The sequence below is a fragment of the uncultured Fibrobacter sp. genome (assembly GCF_946062555.1).
GTDB lineage: Bacteria > Fibrobacterota > Fibrobacteria > Fibrobacterales > Fibrobacteraceae > Fibrobacter.
The window spans coordinates 17,584-44,577 of the sequence record NZ_CAMGVQ010000010.1; the positions used below are offsets into that span (position 1 = coordinate 17,584).

Sequence of the window (26,994 nt, forward strand, 5' to 3'; positions counted from 1 at the left end):
TTCAGAATTATTTTTCAACTCAGAACTTTGATTTAACTCCGAACACTGAATTCTGAACTCGTCTAAGCTCTTGGGTGCGTCTTCTTGAAGGCGGCGCGCAGGCGTTCTGCATTTACATGAGTATAAACTTGAGTGGTGGAGATATTCGAATGACCGAGCATCTCCTTGACGCTCATAATTTCGGCGCCGTTCTCGAGCAGGTGCGTGGCGAAGCTGTGTCGCAGCACGTGCGGGCTTGCCTTGCCTTCCCAGCCGATTTCGCGAAGCAGGTGCTGGATGTCGTTCCGGAGTGTGCGCAGGCCGAAAGGCTTTCCGTCTTCGCTTAAGAAAACGTAGCCGGTGGCGGTGGGAACGTGTCCCACCGCAAGTTGCATTTGTTTGTAATTTGCGATGCGACTTACGAAACTTTCCGTAAGCGGTACGATGCGTTCCTTGTTGCCCTTGCCGAGTACACGGACCAGGAATTCCTTTTCGTTGATGCGGTCCCAGGTGAGCATCTGGCATTCCGAAATACGCAGGCCTGAACCGTAGATGAGTTCGAGCAGGATGCGGGCGCGCACCTGGGGAAGCGTTGCGTTTTCGGGCAATTCGGGAAATTTTTCTTCGGCGAGGTCCTTTTGCCCGAGCACGTTCACGAGGCGTTTGGGGCGCTTGGGCATCGGCACGCTTTCGGCAGGATTCTTCTCGGTGATTTTACTCTTGACCAGGTACTTGCCGAAACTTTTTAAGGCGGCCAGGTGCTCGCAGATGCTTGTCGGGGCAAGCTTCTGTTTCATCTTCAGGTCCCAAACGAAGGCCTTGACGTTCATATCCGAAAATGCGGAGAGTTCCGGAGCGTTCTCGAACGGTGGAAACGATTCCTGCGGGGAGTCCTGTACGGGGGTTGCGCCCAGATGCTCCAGAAATTTCGTCAGCGACTTGCGGTAAGTGTCCACCGTGCGCGGCGAAAAACGCCGCCTGTCCGCGATGTACTGCAAAAAATGTCCGATGTGTTCCGAAAGGTTCATCTAAAACATGTTCCTGGTGGTCTTCACCCTAAAAATAATTCTATTTTGAGAATCAAAGTATGGCGTTTGCAAAAAAATATGTGGGTATTGCTCTGGTTGCCGTGTCGAGTGCATGGGCTGCCGACCGTGTCGTGGGAGCAAATGCGACTCTCGATATCGAACCGGGGGCGCGCTCGGCGGCGCTCGGTTCTGCGACCATGGCGGTAGACGGTGACTACCTGGGGCTGATGTCGAACCCCTACCAGCTTGCAAACGTGAACTATGCCTGGGCCTCCTTTTCTCATACGGAATATTACGAGGACACCAAGTACGATTTCGCATCGGCGGTCGTTCCGCTGGGCGAGGGGCAGGGCCTCGGTATCTCGTTCTCCCGTTTCGGTGCAGACGATATTCCCTATATCAAGGAAGGAGAACCGCTTCCCGAAGGCTCTAACTATAACACGCTTTCGATTGCCGACTGGGTTTTCTCGCTGACTTTTGGCCGACGCATTACGGATAGGCTCGAACTGGGTATCGGCTTCCACGGGCTCTATCGCGAAATGGACCAGACCGGTTGGGGCTTCCGTGGCGATGCGGGACTGCGCTACCGCCTTGTCGATGAACTATTCGTATCGACCCTCTTGAAGGGGTGGACTTCTTCGGCGGCGTCCTGGGAATCGGGCGAGTTCGAGTATTCCTCTCCTGAACTTTATCTGGCCGCAAGTTACGGTCTCCCGATACCGTACCTGTACGGCAAATTGAACCTGTACTGGCAGGGAGCGGAACTCTTGCATCGCGAAGCCCGCGACATGGATTACGAAACGGACGAGTCCCGTGGCAAGCGCGTCTGGGAAAATCCCCTGGACTGGCTCTCGGGTGGCCGCGGCGGTATCGAGTTCGCCTTTGACTTCGGCCTTAGCCTGCGTGCGGGCCTTTCAAGCTTTACCACCTTCCAGAGCGTGACTGCGGGTGCGGGTCTAACCATTGCGAAGTTCGTGAAGGTTGACTACGCATTTGAATCGCATCCCGTGCTTTCGCCGGTGCACCGCGTGAGCGTGAGCATCAGCCCGTATCTGTTTTCTCATTCGCCTAGGCCGGGGACGACCGAGGCGACCGTCCGTACGACCAAGGTGCTTACCGAGGAATCCGAAGAGACGGATGCCTACGAAGAAATGGAACGCGTACCGGATGAACCTGTGGAAAAATCCGTCCAGGAAATGCCTGCCGAATCCGCTCCGAAAGTCACTGCGACTGAATCGTCTACGCCCGAAAAGGAACCTGTGCAGGCAGCCCCCGCTGCTACCCAGACCTCGGTTCCTGCCCCTGCACCGATTATCGAGACAGATGACGAGGTGCTTGAATAAATGGGAGTTTTTTTGACTTTTTTCGTGGTCAATCGCACAACTTGCATTTTTTAGGTTATATTTAAGGTATGTCGCAATTAAAGAACTATCGCGAAGTTGGTGTTTTCGATTTGATTTCAGCCCCCTTGAATCCTATCGGGGCTTTTGATGCTGAACAGTTTAAGAAAGACGTTCGCGCGCTCCTTGCCGAAAAGAAGGACGAACAGTTCTTGGCCGTTGACTTGACCGGACTTGACTTTGTCTATAGCGATGCCTACAACGCTTTTATCCAGTTTCAACAGGAAATGGAAGATCGTGGGGGTATGTTCGCTGTCCTGACCAATAATAAGACCATTGTCGATGGACTCCGCAAGGCGGGGCTCGACAAGAACATCAAGGTTTTCGCCCTGGAAGCGGACATGATGTCGTTCTCGCTGCATGCCCAGTCGCCCGAGGGCGAATCTGCTACGGAATCTGCTGGCGAACCCGCCGCGGTTGCCTCGCAGAATGTCAGCGCTGTTTCCGAGCCCGCTCCCTCGCCGCATCTGGATCGTCGCACCACGGGTCAGCATCGTCGCTTTACCAAGAGCTTCAACGCCATTGCGAAAGAGGAACCGGGCTCCAAGAAAAAAGGCCTGGATGTCCCGTTCGACGATGAACCGTCTTCGGCAAAGACCGTGATTATCGTGGTCCTGCTGTTGCTCGCGGCTGTGGGCGGAACGCTCGCGTTCTTCTACATCTAGTCCGATGTCGTTCGAAGTCCAAGAATACAAGGGAAAGAGAAAAAACTACAATCCCCAACATAAGTTTCCGCTGATCCGGCTATTGTTGCTGGCGTTGGCGGCTTTCTTTGCTTATTGGTCCGGTCTGACATCCAAGATTGCCGATGCGCTCCCGTTGCCGGGAAACTCCGATGAGGTCCCGATTGAAACTTGGGAATCCCGTTGCCAGTTGTACGGGGGAACTCCGTTTGAGTTGCCGCGTGGGTTGGCCCAGTGTTCGTGGATTTTGGATGATTCCGTTCCGGTGGTACGCCTGCCCAATCCTTTTTTGCGCTACGTGGCGTCGCTCCGCAAGGGCGAAAAATCCAAGTTGCACTGGGTCGCCCCTGTCGAAGATTTCAAGGACGCGATTCTCGTGGTGCACGAGGATTCTGCGAGAGCCGTTTACCTGCGTTACATGAACGAGGATTCGACCCGTTTCTGGATTTCCAAGAATACCGGCTGCAAGTTCCCGGGCGTGTGCCCGCAGCTTCCGCTGGAATGGTCCGCCCTCCCGATTAGCGAAGGTTTCGACTTCGAGGGGCAGGAATCCCTCCTGGCCATGGACGTGTTTTACGGAATAGGCGAGGCCCCGATTTATCCGGTGCTTCCGGGCCGAGTTATCGAGATTGGGCGCGATTCCCTGGGTTTCTTTGTCGAACTGGATCATGGCTACAATGTCGCGAGCAAGACTTCCGGAATGGGGGCTATCGGTGATTCCCTGTCTGTCGGTGATTCTGTCGGCATCGGTTCTGTGCTGGGACGGCTTTTGCCTAGGGACAGTGCCATGTTTTTCTTGACGGTCCGTCAGAACGGTCAGTTTGTTCGCTGGACCGATTTTTACGCTTTGACTCACCCTGTATTGCCAGACTCGCTTTCTTCTTTTGAAAAGTCGATCGGTTTTTAATACTTTTGGTCTTATGAAGTTTTGCCTTAAGTCTCTATCCGGTCTCTTGACGATACTTGCCTGCATGGCCTTGTTCCTTGCGGGTTGCGAAAAGGATAGCGATGGCCCAATGGAAGTGTCCGTCGATCATTTCAGCTACCGTGGCGAGGGTTTTTTCAAGGCGGCTAAACTAGATTCGGGCAGGACAATCCATCTGTCGAAGGATACCCTGTTCCTGAACATGGGGCAGATGTGGACCTTTTCTAACTGCGCTCTGGAATCGATCGACCTGCAACTCCATAAGGAAGATTCCGTCCTTTGGATTTCACCGGTGCTAAAAATCCACGCTACCTCTGAAGATTGCCCCGCGCCTTATTACCGCCCCGATACGGTTCTCAAGTTGTTGCTTTCAAATTCGCAGATGGATGGTGTCGGGCTCATCAAGGTGAAAAACGATACGGATTCCCTTCTGGATTCAATCCTGCTTCGTCGTGGGAGCTTTACGAAGGATACTTTCGATATCTACCTAGATTCCTCCTTTGCGGATGTGCACGCCTATCCGCTCCGTACCAAGGAGAAGAAGAATGGCAAGACCGTTCCGACCGTTATGCGTGTGCTGGATTCACTGACGCCGCGCGTGTTCTACTGGCGTACGATGAAGTCCATTTGTACCTATCGCGTCGATAACTGCGTCAACACGGTTGCCGATACGATTTATCCGAGCCGCTGGAATGTTAATGATACGAATCTGGTTCCCGTGCATTACGCCTGTGCCGATTCCGATTCCGTTTACTGCATCAATTCCAAGTGGGAAAACGATTCTACCGAATTGGGAAGTGTTCAGGAACGCCCCGATACGATTTGGCATTACAGCACTTACTATATGGAAAACATCCCTGAATGTGGAAGCTACGATTCGATTGCGGTCAGCAATTACGGCATTGGCAACCGGGTGCGTTTTATCCGTAAGCTATTGACTCCCGATGGCGATGAAACCTTCTGTGGTCCGTCATCGCAGAAAAATTGGATGGTGTATAATTTGTCTGGAACAGTGATGGTCGTGGATTCGGATTCGCTAAAAGTACTTGATAGCTTGTCTGCAACTTGGAAAAAGGCGACCGTCGCTCCGGATACGTTGATTCAGAAAGAAAAATGATCGAATATACCTATTCTCCCGAAATTGCCGAGGCGGACCGCCCGGTTATCCTGGAATCCCGCATTTACAAGGATTGGCTCGAAGCCTCCCAGAAAAAATTTGTCGTCAATAAGGTGCATTTTGCATCGGTGGACTTTTTGCGTAAGGGCCGTCAGCCGCTGTTTATCAAGCTAGCCGCCACGGCGACTCTCCCCGACGGTCGCCCGGTGCACGGGATTGTCCTGGTGCGCGGTAATGCGGTCGGTGTTCTGGTGGTACTCCGTTGCGAAGGCAAAAAGTACTTGCTGCTCGTGCGCCAGCCGCGCTTTGCCATCGGCGAACAGGCTTCCCTAGAGATTCCCGCAGGAATCCTCGACTGGACGGGGGACTACCGCAAGGTGGCGCTTTCTGAACTGGAAGAAGAAGCTCAGATCAAGGCGGAAGATTCCGAACTGATTGACCTGATGGATTTTTGGTACAGGGGAAAGAGCGACGGATTTGCGGCGAGTTGCGGCCTGTTGGACGAACGCATTCGTTTGTATGCCATCGAACGTGACGTGACTCCCGAACAGCTGAAAGCCATGGATGGCCGCGACCAGGAATACACCGAAGAAATCGAATGGATCAAGACTGTGGTGATGCCTTACGAAGAGGCCGCCCACGAATTTGTCGATGGAAAGAACTTGATCGCGCTCTTCTTGTACGAACGCTGGCTACGAGAAAATTCGGAATCATGATTTCAGATTTCAGAATTTGAATAATCGCGGCGGAGCCGCCAGAAGAAAATAATTCCGAACTCCGAATTCTGAAATCCGAATGAACTACCAGTTGCCTAGGTTATTGATGGTCAGGCCTAGGAAAAATATTGTCAGGTAACCATACCAAAGGCCCGTGAGCACGTAGTTCAGCTTGCGCTTGTAGGCCTTGGGTTCATTCTTGTTCTTTTCTCGGATTACAAGAATGTTCTTGCGCAGAAAATAAGCGCAACCTGCAAGACCAATCAACGAAGCGAGAATCAAAAGAACGTAAGCCATGCGCGAAATATAGCAATTACGGAACGAGCTGGAAAACTTTCTCGCCCTTGCGGCTCATACCGTAGCGAGTACGAAGGAGGCTTTCCTTGTAGAGCGAATCGTTTTTGAGACGTTCGATTTCGATATTGCAAGAATCGATGGCATGCTTCAGCGAGTCGATTCTGGCCTGGTAGAGCTCGATGTCCTGGGCGACCTTGTTCTGTTGGTTGATGCTGTTTTTACCGAACAGCAACTGAGACGCCACCACCGCGATGGCGATGACGACTGCGAGCAAGGTTAACCAGAATCGTTTGTTCAAGTCAGGGTGTCCCGTTAAAGTAGAAATGAAAATTGTCGGGGGTGCTTGCCAATCCGGCAAGTTCCAGCTCCGTTAATATAGCTAATATATTGACTGGCTTGAGGTTACATTCCCGCTGAAGGTCGGAAAAAGTCTTGCGGAATCCGTTGAACTGCTTGAAAAGACGGAGCGCGTCGGGTGAAAGGGTGCATCCGGTGGCGGCAACCTGCGCAAGGCTAGGAGCTGTTCCTTGAGAACCGTTCGTTTTGACTTGCGGAAGCCCGGCAACCAGACGCAGACTTTCGGGGATGAAGACGGGGATTGCCTTTCCCTGGTCTAAGTAGAAATTCGGGCCGCTGGCGACTTCGCTGTCAAAATCTCCGGGGACGGCGAGCAGAGGCTTGTTCTCTTGCAGGCAGTTGTCAGCGGTAATCAGGGCTCCGCCCTTGAGTTTACTTTGTACTAAAACCGTTCCCTGAGAGAGTCCGCTGATGATACGGTTTCGTGCAGGGAAGTTACCCTTGTAGGCGGGGAAGTCTTTTTCGTATTCAGTAAGAATGCAGCCTCCTTTGTCGATGATCTGCCTAGCGAGTGTGGCGCGGTCTCCGGGAATGGGGACGTCGAGCCCCTGTGCAATCACGGCGATGGTCGGAATCTCGTATTCAATGGCAGCCTCGTGGCAGTAGCTGTCGATGCCCTGGGCGAGTCCCGAGACGACGACGGCGTTCGTTCCGATGAGCGACTTGACGAGCCTGCGGCAGAGTTCCTTGGCGGAGCTGCTCGGACGGCGTGTGCCGACCATGGCGATTCCGACGGCTTCCTTTTCGGGGAGTGTTCCGATGCCGTACAGGCATTTCGGCATGAACTTGGATTGGGAAAGGGAGAGGGGAAAATCCTCGGGCGCAAGTTCCATATACTTTCTATCTTTGTGGGTCATGAAATACTCCTTTCAAGACTTGTTGAATATCATGTCCACCCTCCGTTCGCCCGAAGGGTGCCCTTGGGACCGTCAGCAGACGCACCAGTCCCTGTTGCCGTATCTTGTCGAAGAATCCCACGAATACATTGACGCCGCGCAGGCGGACGACAAGGTCCACATGGCGGAGGAACTGGGCGATGTCCTGTTCCAAGTGGTATTCCATTCCCAGGTCGCAAAGGAAAATGGGGATTTCTCAATCGACGACGTGGTGCAGGGAATCTGCGAAAAGATGATCCGACGCCATCCTCACGTTTTTGGGGACGCGAAAGTCGATGATTCGAAAGGCGTTGTTCGCCAGTGGGAACGCATCAAGGCGCAGGAAAAGAATAATCTACCAATGGCGGGCAAGTCTGCTATGGACAAAGTAAGCAAGAGCTTGCCGACGCTCGCACGTGCCCAGGAACTTCAGCGCCGTGCAGCCAAAGTGAGCTTTGACTGGACCGAGGCTGAACCTGTCTTTGACAAGGCTGTAGAAGAATTTAGTGAATTTCGCACCGAAATGCAAGCGGCCTCTCCAGAAAATCGCAATATTGAGCGTATGGAAGATGAATTTGGCGACATCATGTTCAGCCTGGTGAATGTGGCGCGCCACTGCGGCTTCAATGCGGCCCTTGCGCTGGAACGCGCAAACTCCAAGTTTGAACGCCGTTTCCGTGTTGTCGAGCAGATGGCCCGCGATCAGGGCAAGGAAATGAAGGACATTGGCCTCGAGGGCCTGCAAGAATTGTGGAAGATTGCTAAGTGATTATTCCGGTGCGGCGGAGCCGCCAGTCCGGAAAAATGGGAGCCACCATTCCAGACCTAGAGAGCCACCTATTTATAGTTCTTTTGTTTGGTCAAATTCAGCGTGTTGTTGTCGCGCGGGATTTCATAAGCCTGTTCGCGCGAGCCGCCTGCCTACAAGCAGCTTAGAGGCACACGCAATGCTGTGAACAGCAGTTTCTGGTTTTATCCAGCCATAAGCAGCCCCCATTAAGAGGGCCGGCTCTCTTTCTTCGGAACCCTGGCTCTCTGACACCGGACTCGTGGCTCAACATACTCCGGAATAATCAGCTAAGAGTAGATAGAGCTTAGACTGTTGTTTTTTCAAGTTCTACCATCTGCCAATTAAGTTCTAATTTGGAGCATTCCACTTTGGAATAAGACTTTTACGAAATTTTTTTCCGCAAGTAAATTTTTTGCGGTATATTAGGTAATGTGCTTCCAGTCCATTCTGGTTTAGCGAAGGGATGCTGGAGCAAATCACGGGGTAGAATAGACCGGAAGCACGCTTGTTTTCTTCTAATTCCACTCGTCCCGCAGGGTAAAACCTGCGGGATTTTTTTTTGTGGATCCCGTCGCGATTTTCAATCGCTCCAGGATGACTAGCAAAAAAAGAACCCGATGCGATGCACCGAGTTCTTTAAACTTCTAAGAAGTTGCGTGCGAGCGGTCTTCCGTGAGCAAAAAGCGACCGGTATTAACCGGTCGCGATTGCGAGAGAAACGGCTGTAGAGTAAATAACTACTTAAATCTAGCCGTTTCGGTCGTCTGTGAACGACGAAGCCCCGGTTATTAAACCGGGGCGGTCGTGAGAGGTTTGACTGAAGAGTAAGAAACTACTTAAGTCTAGTCAAACCGGTCTGTTTAGGCTCTAGCCTTGGCCTTGTCGCCGTACTTCTTGATGAGTTCTTCCTGGATGTTCTTCGGAACCGGGAGGTACTTGCAGAATTCCATGGTGAATTCAGCCTTACCCTGGGTCATAGAACGCAGGTCAGTAGCGTAGCCGAACATTTCGGACAGCGGGACTTCGGCGGTGATGGTGGTCATGCCCAGTTCTTCGTTCGTACCGGTGATGGTACCACGACGCTGGGAAACGTTACCCACGACAGAACCCTGGAATTCGGTCGGAGTCTGGATTTCGACCTTCATGATCGGTTCGAGAATCTGAGCGCCAGCCTTTTCGAAAGCTTCGCGGAAGGCCATACGGGCTGCAACCTGGAACGCCATATCAGAAGAGTCAACCGGGTGGTATGCACCATCCTGGACTTCCATTTCGATACCCACAACCGGGAAGCCGATCAAGGAACCAGCTTCCATGCAGCTCTGGAAACCCTTGTCGCAAGACGGGATGTATTCCTTCGGAATACGGCCACCCACGACGGAGTTCACGAAGTTGTAAACCTTTTCCTGGTCGCCTTCGACAGCCATCGGACGCATTTCGCCGACAACCTTAGCGTACTGACCAGAACCACCGGTCTGCTTCTTGTGAGTGTAGTCGAACTTGGAAGCGCGAGTGATGGTTTCGCGGTAAGCCACCTGCGGAGCACCGGTCGTCACGTCGCACTTGTATTCGCGGCGCATACGTTCGATGTAAACGTCGAGGTGAAGTTCGCCCATACCCTTGATGATGGTCTGGCCGGATTCTTTGTCGACTTCCACCTGGAACGTCGGGTCTTCCTTGGTGAAGCGGTTCAGAGCCTTGGACATGTTGTCCAGGTCGTCGCGGTTCTTGGCTTCGATCACGAGTTCGATCACCGGATTCGGCACGTGCATAGAAGTCATGTTGTAGTGGTTCTTGCCATCGGTAAAGGTCGTACCGGAGGCGCAGTCGATACCGAACAGGGCAACAATGTCGCCTGCACCGGCTTCGGTGATATCCACCATTTCGTCAGCGTGCATACGCACGAGACGGCCCACGGACACCTTCTTGCCGGTGGCCATGTTGGTAATCATGTCGCCCTTCTTGAGGGTACCCTGGTAAATACGGATGTAGGTGAGCTGGCCATAGCGGTCGTTCACGAGCTTGAATGCGTAGCAGACGAGCGGCTGGTTGTCTTCGGACTTCAGCACGACTTCGGCTTCGTTGTTGTCGAGGTCGAGGGCCTTGTTTTCAACTTCGGTCGGGTTCGGGAGGTAGTCGATAACGCCGTCGAGGAGCTTCTGGACACCAACGTTCTTGTGAGCGGAACCCATGAACACCGGGGTCACTTCGAGGCTGATGGTAGCCTTGCGGATGGTGGCCTTGATGAGGTTCTTGTCGATTTCGTCGACGCCATACTGGCCTTCCATAGCCTTTTCCATGATTTCGTCGCTGTAGTCTGCGCAGCAGTCGATCAGCTTTTCACGGTATTCGTTAGCCTGGTCAACGAGTTCGGCCGGGATTTCCTTTTCGATCATGTCGTCGCCGTTAGCGCCTTCGAAGTAGTAGGCCTTCATTTCGACGAGGTCGACCACGCCCTTCAGTTGGTCTTCGAGACCGATAGGAATCTGCATGACGCAGGGCTTGTGGTTGAGCTTTTCCTTGAGCATGACAGCCACGCGGAGCGGGTTTGCACCGGAGCGGTCGCACTTGTTCACGAACACGACGCGCGGCACATGGTAGCGCTTCATCTGGCGGTCAACGGTAATAGACTGGGACTGAACACCTTCCACGCCGGTGAGCACGAGGATAGCACCGTCGAGCACGCGGAGAGAACGTTCCACTTCGATCGTGAAGTCCACGTGCCCCGGGGTATCGATGATGTTGATGGAGTCGGCTTCGCCGGTCTTGGTGTGGGTCCAGTTTGCAAACGTGGCTGCAGACTGAATCGTGATGCCGCGTTCGCGTTCAAGTTCCATGGAGTCCATCGTGGCACCGACGCCGTCTTTACCACGAACTTCGTGGATAGCGTGGATACGCTTTGTGAAGTAGAGGATACGTTCGGTAAGGGTGGTCTTACCGGAGTCGATGTGGGCAGAAATACCAATATTTCTGTGCTTTTCAATGTTTTTCATATTTTATTCCACAAATGGAGTTGATGTTTGTTTGAGTTGCGCCCAAAGATAGAAAAAAAAAGCCCCCTTTCAAGGGCTTAATTTTGGAGAGGAGGGCGTTTTAGGCTTGAATTTCGGCGTCTTCGACTACCGGTTCCTCGGGGTTGTCCGCCAGGGCCTTGAAATAGGCGGCGGCCGTTTTCCCGACTTCGTAGGTGTCGTAGAAGGAGTACGCCCCGTTCCCGATTGCCCCGATGGCCGGGATGGCGCGGAGGGCGATCTTGCCGAGGAGCTTTTTCGAAATCTTCAGACCTATCTTTTTGAGCAGTACTTCAAGGGCGGCAAGCGAGAGCTTCTGGACCACGATGCGGCTTCCGGTACGGACGGCAATGTCGCGAACCAGCTGCGCTGCACTGTGGCGGAAAAGGCACCAGACCATGGCTTCTCGGCTGAGTTGGGCGAACTTGCCGTAGGTAGCGGCGATATCGGATACGAGCTGCGCCTGGATGCGCCAGATGGCGGCAATGTCGGGAATGGAGGTCAGAACGCCCGTGACGCCCGCCGGAACCGAAAGGGTGGCACTGACCATGGAGGCCTTGACTGCCGCTTGACGGATCAGTTTGTTAATCTTGTCATCCGACTTCTCGGTGGGGGAGTACAGGGACTCCGGAATGTCCGTTATCAGCTCGAACAGCAGCGAACTCAGTTTTTCCTTGATTTTTTCCATCTTTTCGTCGGTGCAATCGCTCATAAGAAACTCCTTACGAGACTAATATATAATATTAGACGAGAGACTAGAGACGAGGGACGAAAGAAAATGCTGAAAAAGTTGTCAGAACTTAGAAAAACGGAATTCCTAGAATATAATTTTTGCGAGGCCGCCGGCGAGTCCGGGGAGGGTGTAGCGGAAGGTCTTGCCTTCGAGCCAGTACGAAAGCGCCTGGTCTATCCATTCGCGTTCGCTGGTAATCTTGCGGATGACGATGTCGGTACCTTTGTCGGTGTCGTCGAAGTAATAGTATCCGCGGAACTTGATCGGGAAAATTTCACCGTGCAGAAGTACGCTTACGTCGGCGGTGCCGTTGTCCGAATCAATAGAGATGGACTGGACATCGCCGAAGCGCTTGACCAGTTCGTGATTCTTGACGAAGGCTTCGACCGCCTTGTTGCGTAAGTTACCTAACAGCGACATAATCAATTATGAGTTCGGATTTCAGAATTCAGAGTTAATATTAAGTTAAAATTTAACTCCGAAATCCGAATTCCGAAGTCCGAATTATATTAGCGAGGGAGCGTTAAAATTTCAATTCCGTTCTTCGTGCGGGCCACGGTGTGTTCCCACTGGGCGCTCAAAGAGCCGTCGCGGGTCACTGCGGTCCAGCCGTCGCTGAGTGTCTTGGTGCCCGGGCGACCCACGTTAATCATGGGTTCCACGGTAAACACGTTGCCGACTTCGATGAACTGCTTGAGCACGTTGTTGCGGAAGTGGTACAGGGTCGGTTCTTCGTGGAAACCGCGACCGATACCGTGACCGCAGTAGTCTTCGACCACGCTGAATCCGTGTTCGTCGGCGATGTCCTGGATGGCGTTACCGATGTCATAGTAGCGAGCACCCTGTTCGCCAGCGGCGCGGATACCTTCTTCCATGCAGAACTTGGCCGTGTCCACCAGTTCCTGGGCGAGGTTACTGACGCGGCCGACGCAGAACATGGCGGATGTGTCGCCATGGTAACCCGAAAGAATCGTCGTGATGTCAATGTTCACGATATCGCCGTCTTTCAGGATGGTATTTGCGCTCGGGATGCCGTGGCACACGACTTCGTTGATGCTGATGCAGGCGTAGCGCGGGTAACCGTGGTAGCCCATGCAAGCGGAAATACCCTTGTGTTTGCGGGTATAGTCGCCGATGAATTCGTCGATTTCGAGTGTGGAGATGCCGGGTTTGCACATTTCGCCCGCGCGGATCAGCGTTTCGGCGGCAAGGGCGCCGGCATCGCGAATCAGTTCGATTTCTTTTGCAGATTTAATTTTAATCTTAGCCATTTGAGGTTTTGAGCTCGCGCTTCGCGCTTTGAGGTTAATTCTTAGTGGTTCGTGATTGGTGGTTTGTGGTTAGGGATTAAATTAAAAATGAATAATTAAGAATTAAAAATCGTATTACCATTTTTAATCTTTCACTTTTAATTTTTCGTTTTATTATCCTGTTTACGGCCTGACGGCCTAACCACTGTCTACTGTTTACTTTTTCCACTCGTAGCGGTCAACAAGGTAGGCGAGCAGCATCTGGTCTTCTTCGGTGCCGTTAGCGAGTTCTTTCACCAGCGGAATCACGCGGCTGATACGTTCGCGGGCTTTCTGACCACCGAAGTGGTTCTTTTCCTGTTCGAGCTTGGCGCGGACGCGTTCGCTTACTTTCTTCGCAATTTCTTCGTTTGTCGGTACTTCCATCTTGATGAAGTTGATGCCGAAGTCGGCGGCAGTCTGCTTCATGTCGATTTCTTCGACCGGTGTAATCAGCGAAATGCAAAGACCGCTGCGGCCCGCACGGGCGGTACGTCCGCTACGGTGCACATACACTTCGTGGTCGTCGGGGTGGTCGTACACAATCACATGCGTCACGTGGTCCACGTCAATGCCGCGGGCCGCCACGTCGGTGCAGATGAGAATGCGGAGCTTCTTGTCGCGGAAGGCGTTCAAGGTCTTTTCGCGCATGCTCTGGGCGACATCGCCACTCAGGGCACCCACGTTGAATCCGTAGCCCGAAAGCACCTGTTCCAGGTAGCTCACGTCGCTCTTCTTGTTGCAGAAAATCATGCAACTTTCGGGGTTGTAGTATTCCAGCACCTTGATGGTCATGGAATCCTTGTCCATCACGTCGCAGGGGTACCAGCGGTGTTCCAGGTTGTTCGCGATGACCTTGTCGTAGCTGAGCGAAAGGAACTCGGCGCTCGGACGCTGGAATTCGCGGGCGAGGCTCTTCACCGTCTGCGGAATCGTGGCGCTGAACATGGTGCAGGCTATCTGCTTGGGCAGGTAGCGGCGAATCTTCTGCATGTCGGGGTAGAAACCCATCGAGAGCATTTCGTCGGCTTCGTCCAGAATCAGGTCGCGGATATCGAGGAAGTCCACATTGCCGCGCTGCACATGGTCCATCAGTCGGCCTGGAGTTGCGACAATGATGTGCACGCCGTTCTTGAGAGCCTTCAGCTGCGGTTCGTAACTCACGCCACCGAAAATCGCGACGGAGCGGATGCCTGTTCCGGCAGAAAGTTTCTCAATTTCGTCTTGAACCTGCAAGCAGAGTTCGCGAGTCGGCACCAGAATGAGGGCCTGCGGGAAAATATGGTCGCGTACAATCACCTGCAAAAGCGGGAGCACGTAGGCGCCGGTCTTTCCCGAACCGGTCTTGGACTGCACCAGCATATCGCGGGCGGCCAGCATGTAAGGAATCGTCTTGCGCTGCACCGGCATCAAGTCGGTCCAGCCGTGCTGTGCGAGAACAGCCTTCTGCTCTTCGGGCAGCATGTCAAAAGTGTAGTCGGGGAGCTTGTGCTCGGGCTCAATAATCTTAACGGGAGTCAGGAACGGATTGACTTTATCTTCTTTCTTTTCTTCTTTAACTTCTTCGCTCATAGTGCGAGCAAATTTAGCAAATAGACGAGAGGCGAAAGACGAGAGACGAAAGAAATGCTCCCTAAAATGTCATTCTCGCCTAAGCTATCCGAGTCAGACTATCTCCGATACCTCCATCACCCCTACTGCGGGGGACACCCCCGCAACGCCCCCGGTTGCTGTGATAATGAAAAATCCCGCTTTCGCGGGATGATGTGTGTTAGGTTTCTTTAACGGCTATTTATTAAGGAATGTTGTTGGGGGTGATGCCATTAAGGCGTGCTACCGGGGTATCAAGGCGTTCATCGACAGATATAACGACCGTCGCAGGCACTCATCCCTTGACAACCACACCCCTCGGAGGTATATTTTAACCATGTGGTCCTGAAACCGGCCGCATAAGGAAAAAAGTTCAATTAAGAAACCGGTTTTTCTGTCGGAAAAAAAAAGACTACTTTATATAACCATCAGCGTTCGCCATGCGAACAAGGAGTAAATATGAGAAGTTATACAACATTCAGCCTGCAGTACGCCCACCGTTTTTACGGTTTCAAGGGAGAGGCCCAGTACCTTCACGGCCACACGGGAGTCCTGACCATCGAAGTGGAGGATTCCATCGACGCGGGGGTGAACATGGTGTTCCCCTGCAACGAAATCCAGAAGACGGCCTGGGATATTCTGCGGAATTTCGACCACGCCCTTATTTTGCGAGAAGACGATCCGCTGCTCCCCGCGATTCTGGACGTTTACGAAAAGCAGGGCATCAAAAACGGCCACCCGCAAAACAAGATGAAGGGGCCTGCATTCAAGACGGATCTTGCTACGGCTTACCCGGATTGCCGCCTGGTAGTGACGAAGGAGACCATGACGGTGGAAGGCATGATCAAGATTGTCTATGACCTTCTGAAAACGAAGCTGAACATCGCAAAGATCACCTTCACCAGCGGAGTGAATGCCGCTTCCCAGGAATTCCCTGTTGCAGGCACGGTCAAGCGCTGCCCTCTCTGCGGAATTGCCCTGAACGAAAACGGCGTTTGTCCCAAGTGCGGATACAAGGAAAAGGCGTAAATTACGTTTTGCTACTTATCGCAACTAAGGCGGTCGGAAATTTTTTGACGGTAAAAGCGCGGTTCCTTAGTTGAACAACCATTTGGCTGTGTGCCCCCAAATGGTTGCTGACCGGTAAAATAGCATAAAACCGCCATTATTTGGTCATCTAATATATAAACTGCTGGTACTAACCGGCAGTTTTCGTATATGGATGCGTTTGAACGATATTTAGAGGACTTGGGGTAGGCGGAATTCCCATCTATCGGCTCTAGTCGAGGCTGTGTCCAATGAATTCATGAACGCTGTTCGCGATAATTTGCGGCACGACTTTATAATCTGCGCCAGTTGCATCTGCGTTTCCGACGCTGTTCGCGTTTGCAATCCCGTCAATGTCCGGGCTTTCCAAATCCCGCAGGTCCTTTTCGCGAGGCTGGCCGTTTTCTATCCGCAAAAACGGAGCGTAATAAGCGTCGACTCCGCCAAAAATTTTGGCATGGGCCTTGCGGTAGGGGGCTGTCGTATAACCTTGTAGCGGAGCGAATAGGATTTTAATCTTTAAATCTCCGAGTTACTTGAACGGAGTCCAATGGTATTCCAAACCGACACTGATGAACCAGTCGACAGTGGAGGCGCCGATGGTCGTGGGCTCGGCGGCGGCATCGGGCGAGGGCTCGGTGTAGATGTCCTTGCCGCGGCTCGAAATGCCGGTGCGAACGCTTAAGCCGTAGTGCTGCAGGAATACGCTTTGAAAGCCGAATCCGAGAAGTGCGCCCTTGTAAGGGTCTTCGGTCTTGAAACGGGTCTCGTATTCCTTGGAGGGCTTTTTCTTGGAACTCTTGAGTTCGATGTCTTCGGAGTAGAAACTATACTGGAATCCGAGGAAGGCGAACAAATGGAGGTCCATCCACTTGAAGGGCGAATAGCTCCTGGAAAACATGACGTTCAGGCCGATTTCGTGCTGGGTGAAATCCCAGTGATCAAGTTCCTCGTATACGGAGTCGCGTTCGTCGATCTTGACTTCGTGATTGGAATAGCGGTAGAAAATTTCACCACCGATAAAACCGAACCAGATTCCGCCTGCGTACAAAGTAAATAACGGAGTGGAATCGTCCATAAAGTTCCAAAGGCTTACGGAGTCGCGGGTGGCGCGGTAGTTTCCGACGCGGCTCTTGATATGGCTCCGGTACCAACTGTCGGGGGTGAATGGAATTTGCGCCTGGGCGTACCCTGCCGAAATTCCGACCCACGATCTGAAAGTTGGGGATTCCTTGTAGAGCTCATCGGGCTCGGTTTCCATCTTGAGGCGCTCTTCCTTGGTCAGACGACGCTTGGTATGACGGTCGAACAGGACGCTGGCGATTTCGTCGCCGAGGGCGATTTTGTCGGCTTTTTTAGTAACGGTGCCCGCCGCCTTGGGCTCGCTGGAGGTCTCGTCGAAAATAGCGACTAGAAGGTTGTTCCCTTTGTCGGCGATGTAGAGGACGATCTTGTCTTCGAGAGTCTGGAACTTTGCCATCATGGCCGGGTGGCGGGCCTTGAGGTAGTGGGCGTCCAGCCCCGGCTCCATGTTGTTTGAAAGCCAGGTGGCGTATCGCGAGGCGACCGTATCGCGTTCCCATTCACCGAATAGTCTGCACTTGGGTTCGCCGATTCCCGTGTTATTGCGCCGCAGCGATAGGCAGAATTCCTTGGGATCGATTGGCGGTTCCTTGTCGGGCGTCCAGATGAGAATATCTGCATTTTGCCACAAGATCCAGTGGGAATCAAAGTAGATGTCCTTGGCTTGGACACCGCTCGCAAGTAGCGCATGTGCCGCCAGCACGAACATAAAAGTAATCAGGGCGAGCTGAGGAAAACGTCTCATTTACCCACCCCCTGGTACAGGTTCTTGCGAATCTGTTGGACGGCCTGCCGCATCAGCTGCTCCAGGTCAATCAGTCCGAACTGGATGACCGGATGCTGGATTTCATCGACGGCGCTGAAGAGGGGACGCTGCTTGATGTTGTCCCAGAGCGTGTAAGAGATGACGGCGCTAATGTTTTTGACTTCGCGTTTTTCCTCGGATTCATTGTGGATGAGGGCGTAGTCGAAAAAGTTCTCACGCTCGAGGTCGGTGCCGATGATGACTTCGTGGATCAGGAGGATCTGTTCGGGAATGGTGCCGTCGGGGGCCTTGACGACAACGCCTTGCTCCGGGAGTTTTCCCTTCATGAAAATGCGGTCGTCGAGTTTCTGGCTTTCCTCGGGGGCGCTGTCGAGAACGGAATCCGGTAATACGGTCAGTTTTGCGTAGCTGCCGTGAAATTCTTTTTCCATTGCCTTGGCGCAGAATTCGGTCGCCTTGATCTGCGTACTGTCGCCGAAGTCGAGGCGGTTCGCGAACCACTTGGTCCGCGTGAGTACGAACGCCTTCTGGAGTCCTGTCACCGTCAGTTCCCCGTAGGGGGCCTTGTTATAGGCGGGGTGACTTTTTGACCATTGGTAAGAACCGGCGCATCCCGAAAAGAGAAGCGCCGCCATTATGAACAATGTCCAGAGGCGTTGCCGCATGAGTCCTGTTTACTTCGCTCCCCACTTTTCGCGGTAGGCGTACACCTTTTCGAGGATTCCTTCGGGGGCGTTGATTTTCTTACGGTTCTCTTCGCTTTCCAGGAAGGCGATGATGTCGTTGATGTTCACGATGGAATGCGCCTCGATGCCGTATTCGTCTTGCACGGTTTGGAGTGCGGACTTGCCGTTTTCGAGTTTTTCCTTGCGGTCAACGGAAATGAGGAGGCCGATGACATTTGCGTTTTCAATCTTCGAAAGCGCCTGCATCGTCTCGTTCACGCTGGTTCCCGCGGTAATCACGTCTTCGATAATCACGACGTTCGTCTTCTCGGTGTACTTGTAGCCGACGAGCATGCCGCCTTCGCCGTGGTCCTTCGCTTCTTTGCGGTTGTAGGTGAAGGTCAGGTTCTGGGCGTACACGTCGCTTAATTTCATGGCGGTGGCAGCGCACAGCGGAATGCCCTTGTAGGCCGGACCGTAGAGGTTTTGAGCCTTGCCGTCAAAATGCATCATGAAAGCGCTTGCGTAGTATTCGGCGAGTTTCGAAAGTGTGGCCCCAGTGCGGAACTCTCCGGTGTTGATGAAATACGGGGTCTCGCGACCGCTCTTGGTCACGAAGTTGCCGAACTTGAGGGCGCCGGCTTCGACGAGGAAATGGACAAATTGATCTTTGATGTTGTTCATTGTTATGCACCCGCTCCGCAGAGCATGCTGAAGATTCTAGAGAATACGTTCGTTTCTTCGGTCAACACTTCGATGACCGTCAGAAGAATAAACACGAGGACGCAGAGCCCGATGTAGAAGTAGAAGGACTTCTTGAAACCCTTGATTTTCAACTTGAAAATCACCCAGGCGATAATGCTGAAGATGGCGCTGAATGTCCAGGCGGCGATAGCTCCGAGTGAAATGCCCGGAATGAGGCTGATCGCGAAGGTGAGAGCGATGCCCGGCATAAAATAGAACGCGATGCAGAGAACGCAGAGGAGCGCAAATCCCACGTAGTGGGCGAAACCTCTTTCCTGCTGCACGATAACCTGCGGTTGCAGGGCGGGTTCTGCGGCGGGAATGGGCTCCGGTGCCGGTTCGGTGGAGGTCTGTTCGACGGGGGCCGTAGGCTGGATCTCGTCCTGGGGGGCGGATTCCATCGCCGGGGCGCTTGTCGGAGTTTCAACCTGCGGCTCGGCGCTGTTCTGGTTGTTCAATTCTTCGGACATATTGTTGTCTCCTACAGTTCAAAAATTTTTTATTCCTAATTCCGAAATTTGAATTCAGAATTACAAAATAAACGTTCTGCCGGCGTACACGAATACGCGGTGTTCCAGCCAAAGCTTGAGGGCTGCCGACAGGGTGCGCTTTTCGATGTCCTTGCCGAGTTCCACGAGTTCGTCGATGCTTGCGGTTTCGGGCACGCGCTGGATGTCCTGGCAAATGATCGGTCCCTGGTCAAGGTCTTCGGTGGCGAAGTGGGCTGTTGCGCCGATAATCTTCACACCCTTGTGCCATGCCTGGTGGTAGGGCTTTGCTCCCTTGAATGCGGGCAGGAATCCGTGGTGGATGTTGATAATGCGGTACTTGAATTCTTCGGTGAACGATTCGCTCAGGATCTGCATGTAGCGGGCGAGAACGACCGTGTCGGTCTTGGTTTCGGCAATGATTTCGCGGAAACGGTTCTCGGGAATGCTCTTGTCCGGGTTGGACGGCACGTAGTAGAACGGCACGCCGAAAGTCCCGCCTACGGGGCCGAGGTCGGGGTGGTTCCCCACAATGCAGCTGAACTCGCAGGGGAGGTCTCCGTCGCGTCGCTTCAGGAGCAGGTCGTAAAGGCAATGGTCCGTCTTCGAGACGAAAATGGCGACGCGTTCGATTTTCGTGGTGTCGAAAAGTTTCCAGTTCAGGTGGAGGTGACCTTCCAGGGTTTCCAGATGTTTACGGACTTCTTCGATGTTTTCGGAATCCGCCTCAAAAACGGCTCGGAGGAAGAAAGTCTCGATATCCTTTGCCGTATGCTGCTGAAGGTCAACAATGTTTGCGCCCGCCTTGGCGAGCACCTGTGTAGTTCCGGCAATAAGGCCCTTCTGGTCGGGGCAATGAATCTGCAAAATGTAACGGGTAATAGCCATAGCCCAAAATTATAAAATCGTGGGGATAAAGTCTTTGTTCTCTTTCCGAAAATCTAAAATATTCTAACTTTAAAACCGAAAATTTTAAGCGAGAAGGAAAAATGAAACACGTATTCTCTCTAAAGCCCCTGTTTGCCTTGGTCTGTGGTATGGTTGCGGTCCAAACGCTTGCCGCTCCCCAAAAGACCTGGGATGCCATTTACAATGCCGAAGGCGAAGGCGATTACGCCGCCGCCAAGATTGAAGGCAACATTCGTTTCGGTAAGTATACGCACTATAAGGAAGTTCAGCCGGTATCCTTCAAGGTGAAAGACAGTTTGTTCGTGTTCTCGGTTGCGGGTAACATGACTGTTCCTGCCGCCAAGATCGAGAAGGAACATTTCTACGAAAAGTGTAATGAAACCATGGAAGCTTGGGTTTCCTACTTCAACAAGCCTCGTGATTTCGGTGGAGAAGAACTGATTATCAATATTGCGGGTGTCGACCTTGCCTGTGGCGATGAACTCTTCGCCGTGGGTGACTTGCGCATCAAGTTTGCGAATGCCAAGGCTCAGGAATCTTGGGTGAACACCTTGGAAGGCCGCGAAAAGTACAAGCGTGAAAAGGTGGTGGAATACCGCAAGGCCGAACAGGAACACCGTGCATCTCTCCGCGATGTGTCGGGGATGGTCAAGGACCCTCGCGACGGTCAGGTCTACCGCACGATCAAGGTGGAAGGTCGCGAATGGTTTGCCCAGAATGTGAACTATAATGTGGAAGGCCACTCCTGGTGCTACGACGACAAGGATTCTTACTGCGCCCGCGGCGGTCGACTCTACGATCTGGAGGGCGCCCGCAAGGCCTGCCCCGAAGGCTGGCACCTGCCGCGTGACCGCGAATGGATGGATTTGCTCGTTGGCCTGACCCACTGCTACGATGGCGTGGACAAGTGCGAAAAGTTTGCCAACAAGATGAAAGCTACCACCGGTTGGCAGGGCGGTGGCGGTACCGATGAATACGGCTTCTCCGTTTTCTCTTCGGGTTACCGCAAGATGGTGGGCAAGTCCATTGTCCGCTACGAAGATATGGGTGAATATGCCGGTTTCTGGTCTGCACAGAATGGCCGCAACGAAACGATCTGGATTTGGGCCATGGGCCGTATGAGTGACCAGATGGTGCGCCAGCTCGTGCCGAGCAAGACCAATGCCTATTCTGTCCGTTGCATCAACGGAAACTAATAGACGGTAGACCGTAAGCAGTCGGTCGCGAATAGGTTTGCGTCATCCTCGAAAAACAAGAATGTCATCCCCGAACGATTAAACTGTCATCCCCGACTTGGTCGGGGATCTCTTTTTTTAATTGAAGAAGTTGGTGTCCAGTTCCGTCTTCTTTCTACCGGCGGGCTCGATGACGGCGGCGGAGAATTTGGCGGCGCTGAACAGTTTGTTGGTGGTTTCGACCACTTCTTCTTCGGGCATGGCGTTGATGAGTTTTTCGGAATGCTCCATAGAGTAGAATTCGCCCAAGTGCAGCACTTGCTCGGCCATACGCACGACGCGCTTTTCGGGACTGTCGGCTCCCAAGTACATTGCTCCCAAAATGTTTGTCTTGGTGCGTTCGTATTCGCCTTTGTTGAATCCGCGTTTCAAGAAATTGTGGACTTCGGCGAGGGAAAGGTCGAGGGCCGTTTTCAACTGGTGCGGCTCCGTTGCAAGGGATATGCCCCAGTCGGTACAGTCGAGGTAAACGTCGGCGGTCGAATACACGGAGTAGGCAAGCCCTTTGTCTTCGCGGATTTTCTGGAACAGGCGGCTGGCCATCCCTGCTCCCATTGCTACGTTAAAGAGCGAAAGGGCGCAGCGGGCGCGTTCGTCCATCAGGCTACGGTCAAAACTTAAGCCCCAGAAAAGGTTCGATTGCGCAATGTCTTGCTTCTGTACGACTTTGACACTGTTGCTTGCCTTGTAAATGTCGGTTGGTGTAGTGCCGTTCACTTTCTTTTGTGCGAATATTTCTGCACAAAGTTCTACCAGTTCTTCGTGGTTCACTTTGCCCGAGGCGCAAATCAAAAGCGGAATCTCGCTAATTACCTGCTCCTTGTACTTGAGCATCTGTTTGTGGGTGAGCGCCTTGACCTGCTTGATGTTACCGGTAATGGAATGTGCGATGCCGCAGCCTTTGAAGTGGATGGCGTTAAAGACGTCGCCCACGATTTCTTCGGGAATGTCGTCATAGCTGTGGATTTCTTCGATAATCACGCGGCGTTCTTTTTCCATTTCCTTCTTGTCCATGCGCGGGTGCATGAGCATGTCGGCAATCACGTCGATAGCGAGCGGTAAATGGCTGCGTTCAATTTGTGCGTAGAATCCCGTTTCCTGGCGGGTGGTATAGGCTTCCAAATTTCCGCCCTTGTCTTCGATAGCGCGGGCGATTTCAAGTGCGCTACGATTTTCGGTTCCCTTGAATACCAGGTGCTCGTAAAAGTGACTCAGGCCAAATTCGTCTTTCGTTTCGTGTCGCGATCCGCGCGGCATCCAGACTCCAACCGCAACCGAATAAGCGTGCGGCATGTAATCCGTTAAAATCGTGATTCCGTTATCGAGAATTGTTTTCTTTACAATCTGTTTCATAGCTTATTCTTTACTCTAGTCTCTCGTCTGTAGGACCGCAGGTCCGTTCTCTCGTCTTTTTGCGTATTCCCTGTGCTTTGCCTTCACTTCTTCGCTCACGTTCATGCAGCCTTGCAGTTTATAATAAAAGTCTTCAAGTTGTTGCATGCTATAAATGGTCTTGCGGCCCATTATGCGCTTGAGTAGAGCGTCTTGCAATTCGCTGCAGTGGACGATGCTCCAGAAATCGTTGTCTTTGGGAACTTTTCGCAGGGTGCACCGGTCGCTGAAAACAACGAACGAAATAAAGTGCGCCTGCTCGTGACGAATCTTGAGGAAATGTTCCAATGCCAAGATGTGTCCGATATTTTGACGAATCGGGTTGTGGAATGTATGCTCGGTGCTTGCGTTCAGGTGTTGGTTCCACCGCTCGCTTTCGAGGTCGCCTGCGATTTCTCCCGAAAGGTTCTTGCTTTCAAGAACGTAGATTCCTGACTGGTGCAAAAGCAGCGCGTCGATTTCGGTGTAGCCCGCGCGTGCGGGAATGTACAGATTTCGCATCAGCACATACCTGCGCTTGTCGGTGTCGCAAACGCGTGCGGTGAGCGCCATCATGGCCGCTTCGCCAAAGATTCCGCGTGGATCGTTTGCGATGCGCTCATCGTTGAATTTCGGATTCGGCTTGAAAAAGTTCTCGCTGCGGGTGGGCGCATGCGTAATGCCGTAGCCGCCCAGTTCAAAGGGCTTGTCGAAACCAGGTGCGCCACGGTCGCTGAAATTCCGTCGGCGTTCCTGCTCAAAATCGCGGAATGTTTTGCGACGGCCGTCTCCATGGTACATTTTCGGATTCTTCTTCGGCGATTTGCCCTTAAGCTTAAAAAAGACAAGGGCGAGCAACAGAATGATGCCGATGAGAGTCGAAAAAGTCATGCCGCAAGTATAGAAAAAAAGAGGCTCGCCGGAGCGAACCTCTTGCGTTTACTTAAACTCTTCCGAAACGACGCGTCTTGCGGAAGGGCTTGTCGCCAAAGCTGCGCTCGTCGTGGTCCTTGCGGAACGGGCGGTCTTCGAACTTGCCCGGCTTACGGTCCGCAAACATCTTTTCGCGGCGGGCCTTACGGTTTTCGAAAGGCTTGTCGTCACCGAACTTTTTGCCGTGGCGGTCGCCAAAATCCTTGCGGCCTTCGCCGCGGTGGAAACTGCGGCGGTCTTCGCGGCTCGCGCGCGGGCGGGTTCCCGGAGCGGGGCCGGTAGGCGGTTCGTCGGTCATTAGGCGGAATCTGGATTCGTTTCCGCGAATCGTCATGTCGGCGAGAATGTCGAGGACTTCTTGCGGCATGGTTTCGGGGAGTTCTACAGTGCTGAACTTGTCGAACAGCTTGATGCGCCCGATGTTGGAACTGCTGATGTTGCCTTCGCCGGCGATGGCGCCTACGATGTCTCGCGGTGTCACGTGATCGCGGCGGCCGACTCCCAGGTAATAGCGCAAGTAGCCTTCTTCGACGCCGTTCGCGCCTTCGTTGCGTTCCTTGCGGAGGCGGCTCTTTTCTTCGCGGTCAAGGCCAAAGTTGTCGTGGCTGCGGTCGCGGCGTTCACGCGGAGCGTCAAGCGGCTTGAGTTCCGGGAAGAGCGGCTGCTTTTTCTGCCAAATCTTAATGACGGCGGCAGCGATGTCGATGGCGGTTAATTCAGTCACTTCGGCAGGCTCAGTGACCTTGTTGTTGTCGGTCGGAGAGCTTGTCGAACCGTCGGCGACCATGCTTTCCACGAGTTCCCTGAATTTGTCGAGTTCGCCAGTGGTAATGACGCTCTTGATTTTATCCTTGAAGGCGGCGACGCGTTTCGCGCTGATGACTTCTGCCGTCGGCAATTCCATCGTTTCGATCGGCTGGCGGGTTGCCTTTTCGATAATCTTGAGCATCTTCTTTTCGCGCGGGGTGATAAAGAGGATGGCGTTTCCGCTGCGGCCTGCGCGGCCCGTACGGCCGATGCGGTGTACATAAGATTCGGTGTCGAAGGGAATGTCGTAGTTCACCACGTGCGTAATGCGGTCCACGTCGATTCCGCGGGCGGCCACGTCGGTGGCGACGACAATGTCGAGCTTGCCCATCTTCAGACGGTTGATGGTGCGTTCGCGCATGGACTGGGCGAGGTCGCCGTTCAGCGGAGCCACATTGAAACCGCGGCTTTCGAGCTTTTCGGCGACTTCGGTGGTGTTCTGCTTGGTGCGCACGAAAATCAGTACACCGTCAAAATCTTCGCCTTCGAGCACGCGGGCGAGCGCCTCGATCTTATGTTCGTTCTTTACAAGTAAGTAGCGCTGGCGGATGTTTTCCACCGTCGTCGTCTTGCCTTCGATGCAGGCTTCTTCGTATTCGCCCAAGTGCTGTTCAATAATCTTCTTGACTTCTTTAGGCATGGTGGCGCTAAAGAGGGCGCGCTGGGCGCTTGCCGGGATTTCCTTGAGGATGGTTTCCACATCTTCCATGAATCCCATGTCGAGCATTTCGTCGGCTTCGTCGAGGACGATCGCTTTCACGCCCGAAAGCACGATGGAGCCGCGCTTGATGTGGTCAATCAGGCGGCCCGGGGTGGCGACCACGATGTTCGCCTGGCGCTTGAGGGCTCGCAACTGCACGGCGATGTCCTGACCGCCGTAAACCGGAACCACATGCACCTTCGGCATCTTGGCGGCGTACTGCTGAATCGCTTCGGCCACCTGGATGGCGAGCTCGCGTGTCGGCGTGAGCACGAGCATCGAGGTTTCGTGACCGTTAAATTCAAGCCTCGAAAGGAGCGGAAGCGAAAATGCGGCGGTCTTGCCGGTACCGGTCTGGGCGGTGCCGAGCAAGTTTGCTCCCTGCAACAGGGCGGGAATCGCCTTCGCCTGAATGGGGGAGGGCGTCTCGTAGTTCAATGCCTTGATGGCTTCAAGAACTTCGTCTGCAAGTCCGAGGTCTTCGAAGGTCACCAAAGCTTCGTCGGCGGGTTCCGCATCTTCGGTCAGTTCATTGTCAGAATCGACTTCTTCTGCTGTTTTTTCTTCGTTTTCTACGATGCTGTCATTCTCGACCCCGAATTCAGTTCGGGGGAGGGAATCCATTGTAGCTTCTGAATCCTCGGCGCCGTCCTTCTTGGATTCGGCATAGTCTTCGTCGCTGTCTTCTTCGGGCTGTTCGACTTCACCTTCTTCAATTTCGACCTTCGTGCCGACTTCGATGGCGGATTTCTTGCCCTTCTTGAGCACGTCGCCATCTTCGTCCACGACAACGCCGTTCGGGTTCACTTCGAGGAATGCGGCTTCATCCGCTTCGTCTTCGTCGGCTCCGCCAGCAATGGCGTTCAAGAACGCGTCTGCTTCGCGGGCAATCTTGGATTTGGGGTCAATAGATTCTTCGGGAATACGTTCTTCAGTATTCTTCGTCATAATGCACCTTCAGGACCCGTAAACTTCATCTGCGGCCCATGCCGCACTATCGAATGGTTCTGGCGCCGGCTGTCCGGCTGAACCTTGAAAAGCCCCGAAGCGCACTCGCGCTTATAAACCTGAAGTTTTTTGGATCCATTTTGTTGGATTTGGCGCCAAATGTAGAAATAAGCCCCTCTATTTCAAAGGGTTGGAAGATTTTATTAAGATTTGAACCCTGTTATATATAGACAATTTTGAAATTATTTGCTAAATTGTGCAAACCTCGGAGAGATGCCAGAGTGGTCGAATGGGCCGGTCTCGAAATCCGGAGTCTGTCACAGGACCGAGGGTTCGAATCCCTCTCTCTCCTTGAAACAAAAAGCGGAGCCGTAAGGCCCCGTTTTTTGTTTCACTGAAAATAGGATGAGAACCCTCGGAGAAGGTTCGATTAACTGCGCGAGAGCGAAGCGAACTCAGTGCAGTTAAGGATTACGGCCAAAGGCCGTAACCCGAAGGGCGACGAAGGAAA

At 53.1% G+C, this 26,994-nt stretch carries 26 protein-coding genes, 1 tRNA gene and 1 pseudogene; 10 read left to right on the top strand and 18 right to left on the bottom strand.

The annotated features are described in order from the left end of the window. Window positions 1-62: 62 nt before the first annotated feature. Window positions 63-1,007, bottom strand: a complete 945-nt coding sequence (locus Q0P86_RS04370) for a tyrosine-type recombinase/integrase (RefSeq protein ID WP_295037704.1) — start codon at window positions 1,005-1,007, stop codon at window positions 63-65. Between the two features lie 59 nt (window positions 1,008-1,066). Between Q0P86_RS04370 and Q0P86_RS04375 the strand changes: the two genes are divergently transcribed. The 5 genes from Q0P86_RS04375 (at window position 1,067) to Q0P86_RS04395 (ending at window position 5,848) form a co-directional block, all read left to right on the top strand. Further along, window positions 1,067-2,350: a hypothetical protein gene (locus Q0P86_RS04375; RefSeq protein ID WP_291025387.1), complete on the top strand. Its 1,284-nt coding sequence runs from the start codon at window positions 1,067-1,069 to the stop codon at window positions 2,348-2,350. Window positions 2,351-2,418: 68 nt separating this feature from the next. Then, on the top strand, window positions 2,419-3,072 hold the full coding sequence (locus Q0P86_RS04380) for an STAS domain-containing protein (protein ID WP_295037707.1): 654 nt from the start codon (window positions 2,419-2,421) through the stop codon (window positions 3,070-3,072). A gap of 4 nt (window positions 3,073-3,076) precedes the next feature. After that, a complete protein-coding gene (locus Q0P86_RS04385; RefSeq protein ID WP_290995103.1) occupies window positions 3,077-3,997 on the top strand; it encodes a M23 family metallopeptidase in 921 nt (306 codons plus the stop codon). Between the two features lie 13 nt (window positions 3,998-4,010). Next, complete coding sequence (locus Q0P86_RS04390) at window positions 4,011-5,132, top strand: hypothetical protein (RefSeq protein ID WP_291025391.1); 1,122 nt, start codon at window positions 4,011-4,013, stop codon at window positions 5,130-5,132. Next, the gene (locus Q0P86_RS04395; protein WP_290995108.1) at window positions 5,129-5,848 is read left to right on the top strand and encodes an NUDIX domain-containing protein; all 720 of its coding nucleotides are present in this window, start codon (window positions 5,129-5,131) and stop codon (window positions 5,846-5,848) included. Before Q0P86_RS04390 ends, Q0P86_RS04395 begins: the two co-directional genes overlap by 4 nt. A gap of 84 nt (window positions 5,849-5,932) precedes the next feature. Here the strand turns inward: Q0P86_RS04395 and Q0P86_RS04400 are convergent, their stop codons facing one another. Genes Q0P86_RS04400 through Q0P86_RS04410 form a run of 3 tightly spaced genes read right to left on the bottom strand, consistent with a single transcriptional unit; the run spans window position 5,933 to window position 7,359 of the window. After that, window positions 5,933-6,145: a hypothetical protein gene (locus Q0P86_RS04400; RefSeq protein WP_072976664.1), complete on the bottom strand. Its 213-nt coding sequence runs from the start codon at window positions 6,143-6,145 to the stop codon at window positions 5,933-5,935. Window positions 6,146-6,161: 16 nt separating this feature from the next. After that, a complete protein-coding gene (locus tag Q0P86_RS04405) occupies window positions 6,162-6,443 on the bottom strand; it encodes a septum formation initiator family protein (protein ID WP_291025393.1) in 282 nt (93 codons plus the stop codon). A 1-nt stretch (window position 6,444) separates the two neighbouring features. After that, window positions 6,445-7,359 (bottom strand): DNA-processing protein DprA, encoded by a 915-nt coding sequence (locus Q0P86_RS04410; RefSeq protein ID WP_295037710.1) that lies wholly within the window; start codon window positions 7,357-7,359, stop codon window positions 6,445-6,447. Here Q0P86_RS04410 and mazG point away from each other — a divergent pair. Then, window positions 7,358-8,146, top strand: a complete 789-nt coding sequence (gene mazG, locus Q0P86_RS04415; RefSeq protein WP_295037712.1) for a nucleoside triphosphate pyrophosphohydrolase — start codon at window positions 7,358-7,360, stop codon at window positions 8,144-8,146. The two genes, Q0P86_RS04410 and mazG, sit on opposite strands and share 2 nt — an antisense overlap. An 881-nt stretch (window positions 8,147-9,027) precedes the next feature. On the opposite strand, the gene fusA is transcribed toward mazG, so the two are convergent. The 5 genes from fusA to Q0P86_RS04440 form a co-directional block, all read right to left on the bottom strand. Continuing rightward, window positions 9,028-11,157 carry an elongation factor G gene (gene fusA, locus Q0P86_RS04420; protein ID WP_294113118.1) on the bottom strand — a complete coding sequence of 710 codons (2,130 nt, stop codon included), beginning with the start codon at window positions 11,155-11,157 and terminating at the stop codon, window positions 9,028-9,030. 100 nt (window positions 11,158-11,257) lie between these two features. Beyond that, entirely contained in the window at window positions 11,258-11,887 is a 630-nt protein-coding gene (locus tag Q0P86_RS04425) for an EcsC family protein (RefSeq protein WP_290995118.1), read from the bottom strand. Between the two features lie 105 nt (window positions 11,888-11,992). Continuing rightward, on the bottom strand, window positions 11,993-12,328 hold the full coding sequence (locus Q0P86_RS04430; RefSeq protein WP_290995120.1) for a hypothetical protein: 336 nt from the start codon (window positions 12,326-12,328) through the stop codon (window positions 11,993-11,995). Window positions 12,329-12,417: 89 nt separating this feature from the next. Beyond that, complete coding sequence (map, locus tag Q0P86_RS04435; protein ID WP_295037714.1) at window positions 12,418-13,179, bottom strand: type I methionyl aminopeptidase; 762 nt, start codon at window positions 13,177-13,179, stop codon at window positions 12,418-12,420. 195 nt (window positions 13,180-13,374) lie between these two features. Beyond that, complete coding sequence (locus Q0P86_RS04440; RefSeq protein WP_295037715.1) at window positions 13,375-14,769, bottom strand: DEAD/DEAH box helicase; 1,395 nt, start codon at window positions 14,767-14,769, stop codon at window positions 13,375-13,377. 196 nt (window positions 14,770-14,965) lie between these two features. Here Q0P86_RS04440 and Q0P86_RS16870 point away from each other — a divergent pair, with 196 nt between their 5' ends. Together Q0P86_RS16870 and Q0P86_RS04445 are read left to right on the top strand one after the other, a co-directional pair. Then, window positions 14,966-15,136: an integrase core domain-containing protein gene (locus Q0P86_RS16870; protein WP_366513347.1), complete on the top strand. Its 171-nt coding sequence runs from the start codon at window positions 14,966-14,968 to the stop codon at window positions 15,134-15,136. 110 nt (window positions 15,137-15,246) lie between these two features. After that, complete coding sequence (locus Q0P86_RS04445; protein WP_100424788.1) at window positions 15,247-15,816, top strand: 6-carboxytetrahydropterin synthase; 570 nt, start codon at window positions 15,247-15,249, stop codon at window positions 15,814-15,816. 385 nt (window positions 15,817-16,201) lie between these two features. Here the strand turns inward: Q0P86_RS04445 and Q0P86_RS16875 are convergent. The 6 genes and pseudogenes from Q0P86_RS16875 to purU all read right to left on the bottom strand — a co-directional run. Continuing rightward, a pseudogene (locus Q0P86_RS16875) lies at window positions 16,202-16,351 on the bottom strand (tRNA-dihydrouridine synthase family protein); the annotation flags it as partial. 15 nt (window positions 16,352-16,366) lie between these two features. Continuing rightward, a complete protein-coding gene (locus Q0P86_RS04455; protein WP_294113134.1) occupies window positions 16,367-17,662 on the bottom strand; it encodes a hypothetical protein in 1,296 nt (431 codons plus the stop codon). Further along, window positions 17,659-18,318 (bottom strand): hypothetical protein, encoded by a 660-nt coding sequence (locus tag Q0P86_RS04460; RefSeq protein WP_294113135.1) that lies wholly within the window; start codon window positions 18,316-18,318, stop codon window positions 17,659-17,661. Before Q0P86_RS04460 ends, Q0P86_RS04455 begins: the two co-directional genes overlap by 4 nt. A gap of 39 nt (window positions 18,319-18,357) precedes the next feature. After that, window positions 18,358-19,032 carry an orotate phosphoribosyltransferase gene (pyrE, locus tag Q0P86_RS04465; RefSeq protein ID WP_295037719.1) on the bottom strand — a complete coding sequence of 225 codons (675 nt, stop codon included), beginning with the start codon at window positions 19,030-19,032 and terminating at the stop codon, window positions 18,358-18,360. Between the two features lie 2 nt (window positions 19,033-19,034). Then, a complete protein-coding gene (locus Q0P86_RS04470; RefSeq protein WP_295037721.1) occupies window positions 19,035-19,562 on the bottom strand; it encodes a hypothetical protein in 528 nt (175 codons plus the stop codon). A 60-nt stretch (window positions 19,563-19,622) separates the two neighbouring features. Then, window positions 19,623-20,468 carry a formyltetrahydrofolate deformylase gene (gene purU / locus Q0P86_RS04475; RefSeq protein WP_072976697.1) on the bottom strand — a complete coding sequence of 282 codons (846 nt, stop codon included), beginning with the start codon at window positions 20,466-20,468 and terminating at the stop codon, window positions 19,623-19,625. A 101-nt stretch (window positions 20,469-20,569) separates the two neighbouring features. On the opposite strand from purU, the gene Q0P86_RS04480 reads away from it, so the two are divergent. Beyond that, window positions 20,570-21,685: a fibrobacter succinogenes major paralogous domain-containing protein gene (locus tag Q0P86_RS04480; RefSeq protein ID WP_290995157.1), complete on the top strand. Its 1,116-nt coding sequence runs from the start codon at window positions 20,570-20,572 to the stop codon at window positions 21,683-21,685. Window positions 21,686-21,802: 117 nt separating this feature from the next. On the opposite strand, the gene Q0P86_RS04485 is transcribed toward Q0P86_RS04480, so the two are convergent. Genes Q0P86_RS04485 through Q0P86_RS04495 form a run of 3 tightly spaced genes read right to left on the bottom strand, consistent with a single transcriptional unit; the run spans window position 21,803 to window position 26,483 of the window. Then, entirely contained in the window at window positions 21,803-23,077 is a 1,275-nt protein-coding gene (locus Q0P86_RS04485; RefSeq protein ID WP_295037724.1) for a pitrilysin family protein, read from the bottom strand. Window positions 23,078-23,092: 15 nt separating this feature from the next. Further along, window positions 23,093-23,986 (bottom strand): nuclease-related domain-containing protein, encoded by an 894-nt coding sequence (locus tag Q0P86_RS04490; protein WP_295037726.1) that lies wholly within the window; start codon window positions 23,984-23,986, stop codon window positions 23,093-23,095. 52 nt (window positions 23,987-24,038) lie between these two features. Continuing rightward, window positions 24,039-26,483, bottom strand: a complete 2,445-nt coding sequence (locus tag Q0P86_RS04495) for a DEAD/DEAH box helicase (RefSeq protein WP_294113147.1) — start codon at window positions 26,481-26,483, stop codon at window positions 24,039-24,041. A gap of 267 nt (window positions 26,484-26,750) precedes the next feature. On the opposite strand from Q0P86_RS04495, the gene Q0P86_RS04500 reads away from it, so the two are divergent. Continuing rightward, window positions 26,751-26,835: transfer RNA gene (locus tag Q0P86_RS04500), tRNA-Ser, on the top strand. Window positions 26,836-26,994 lie beyond the last annotated feature (159 nt).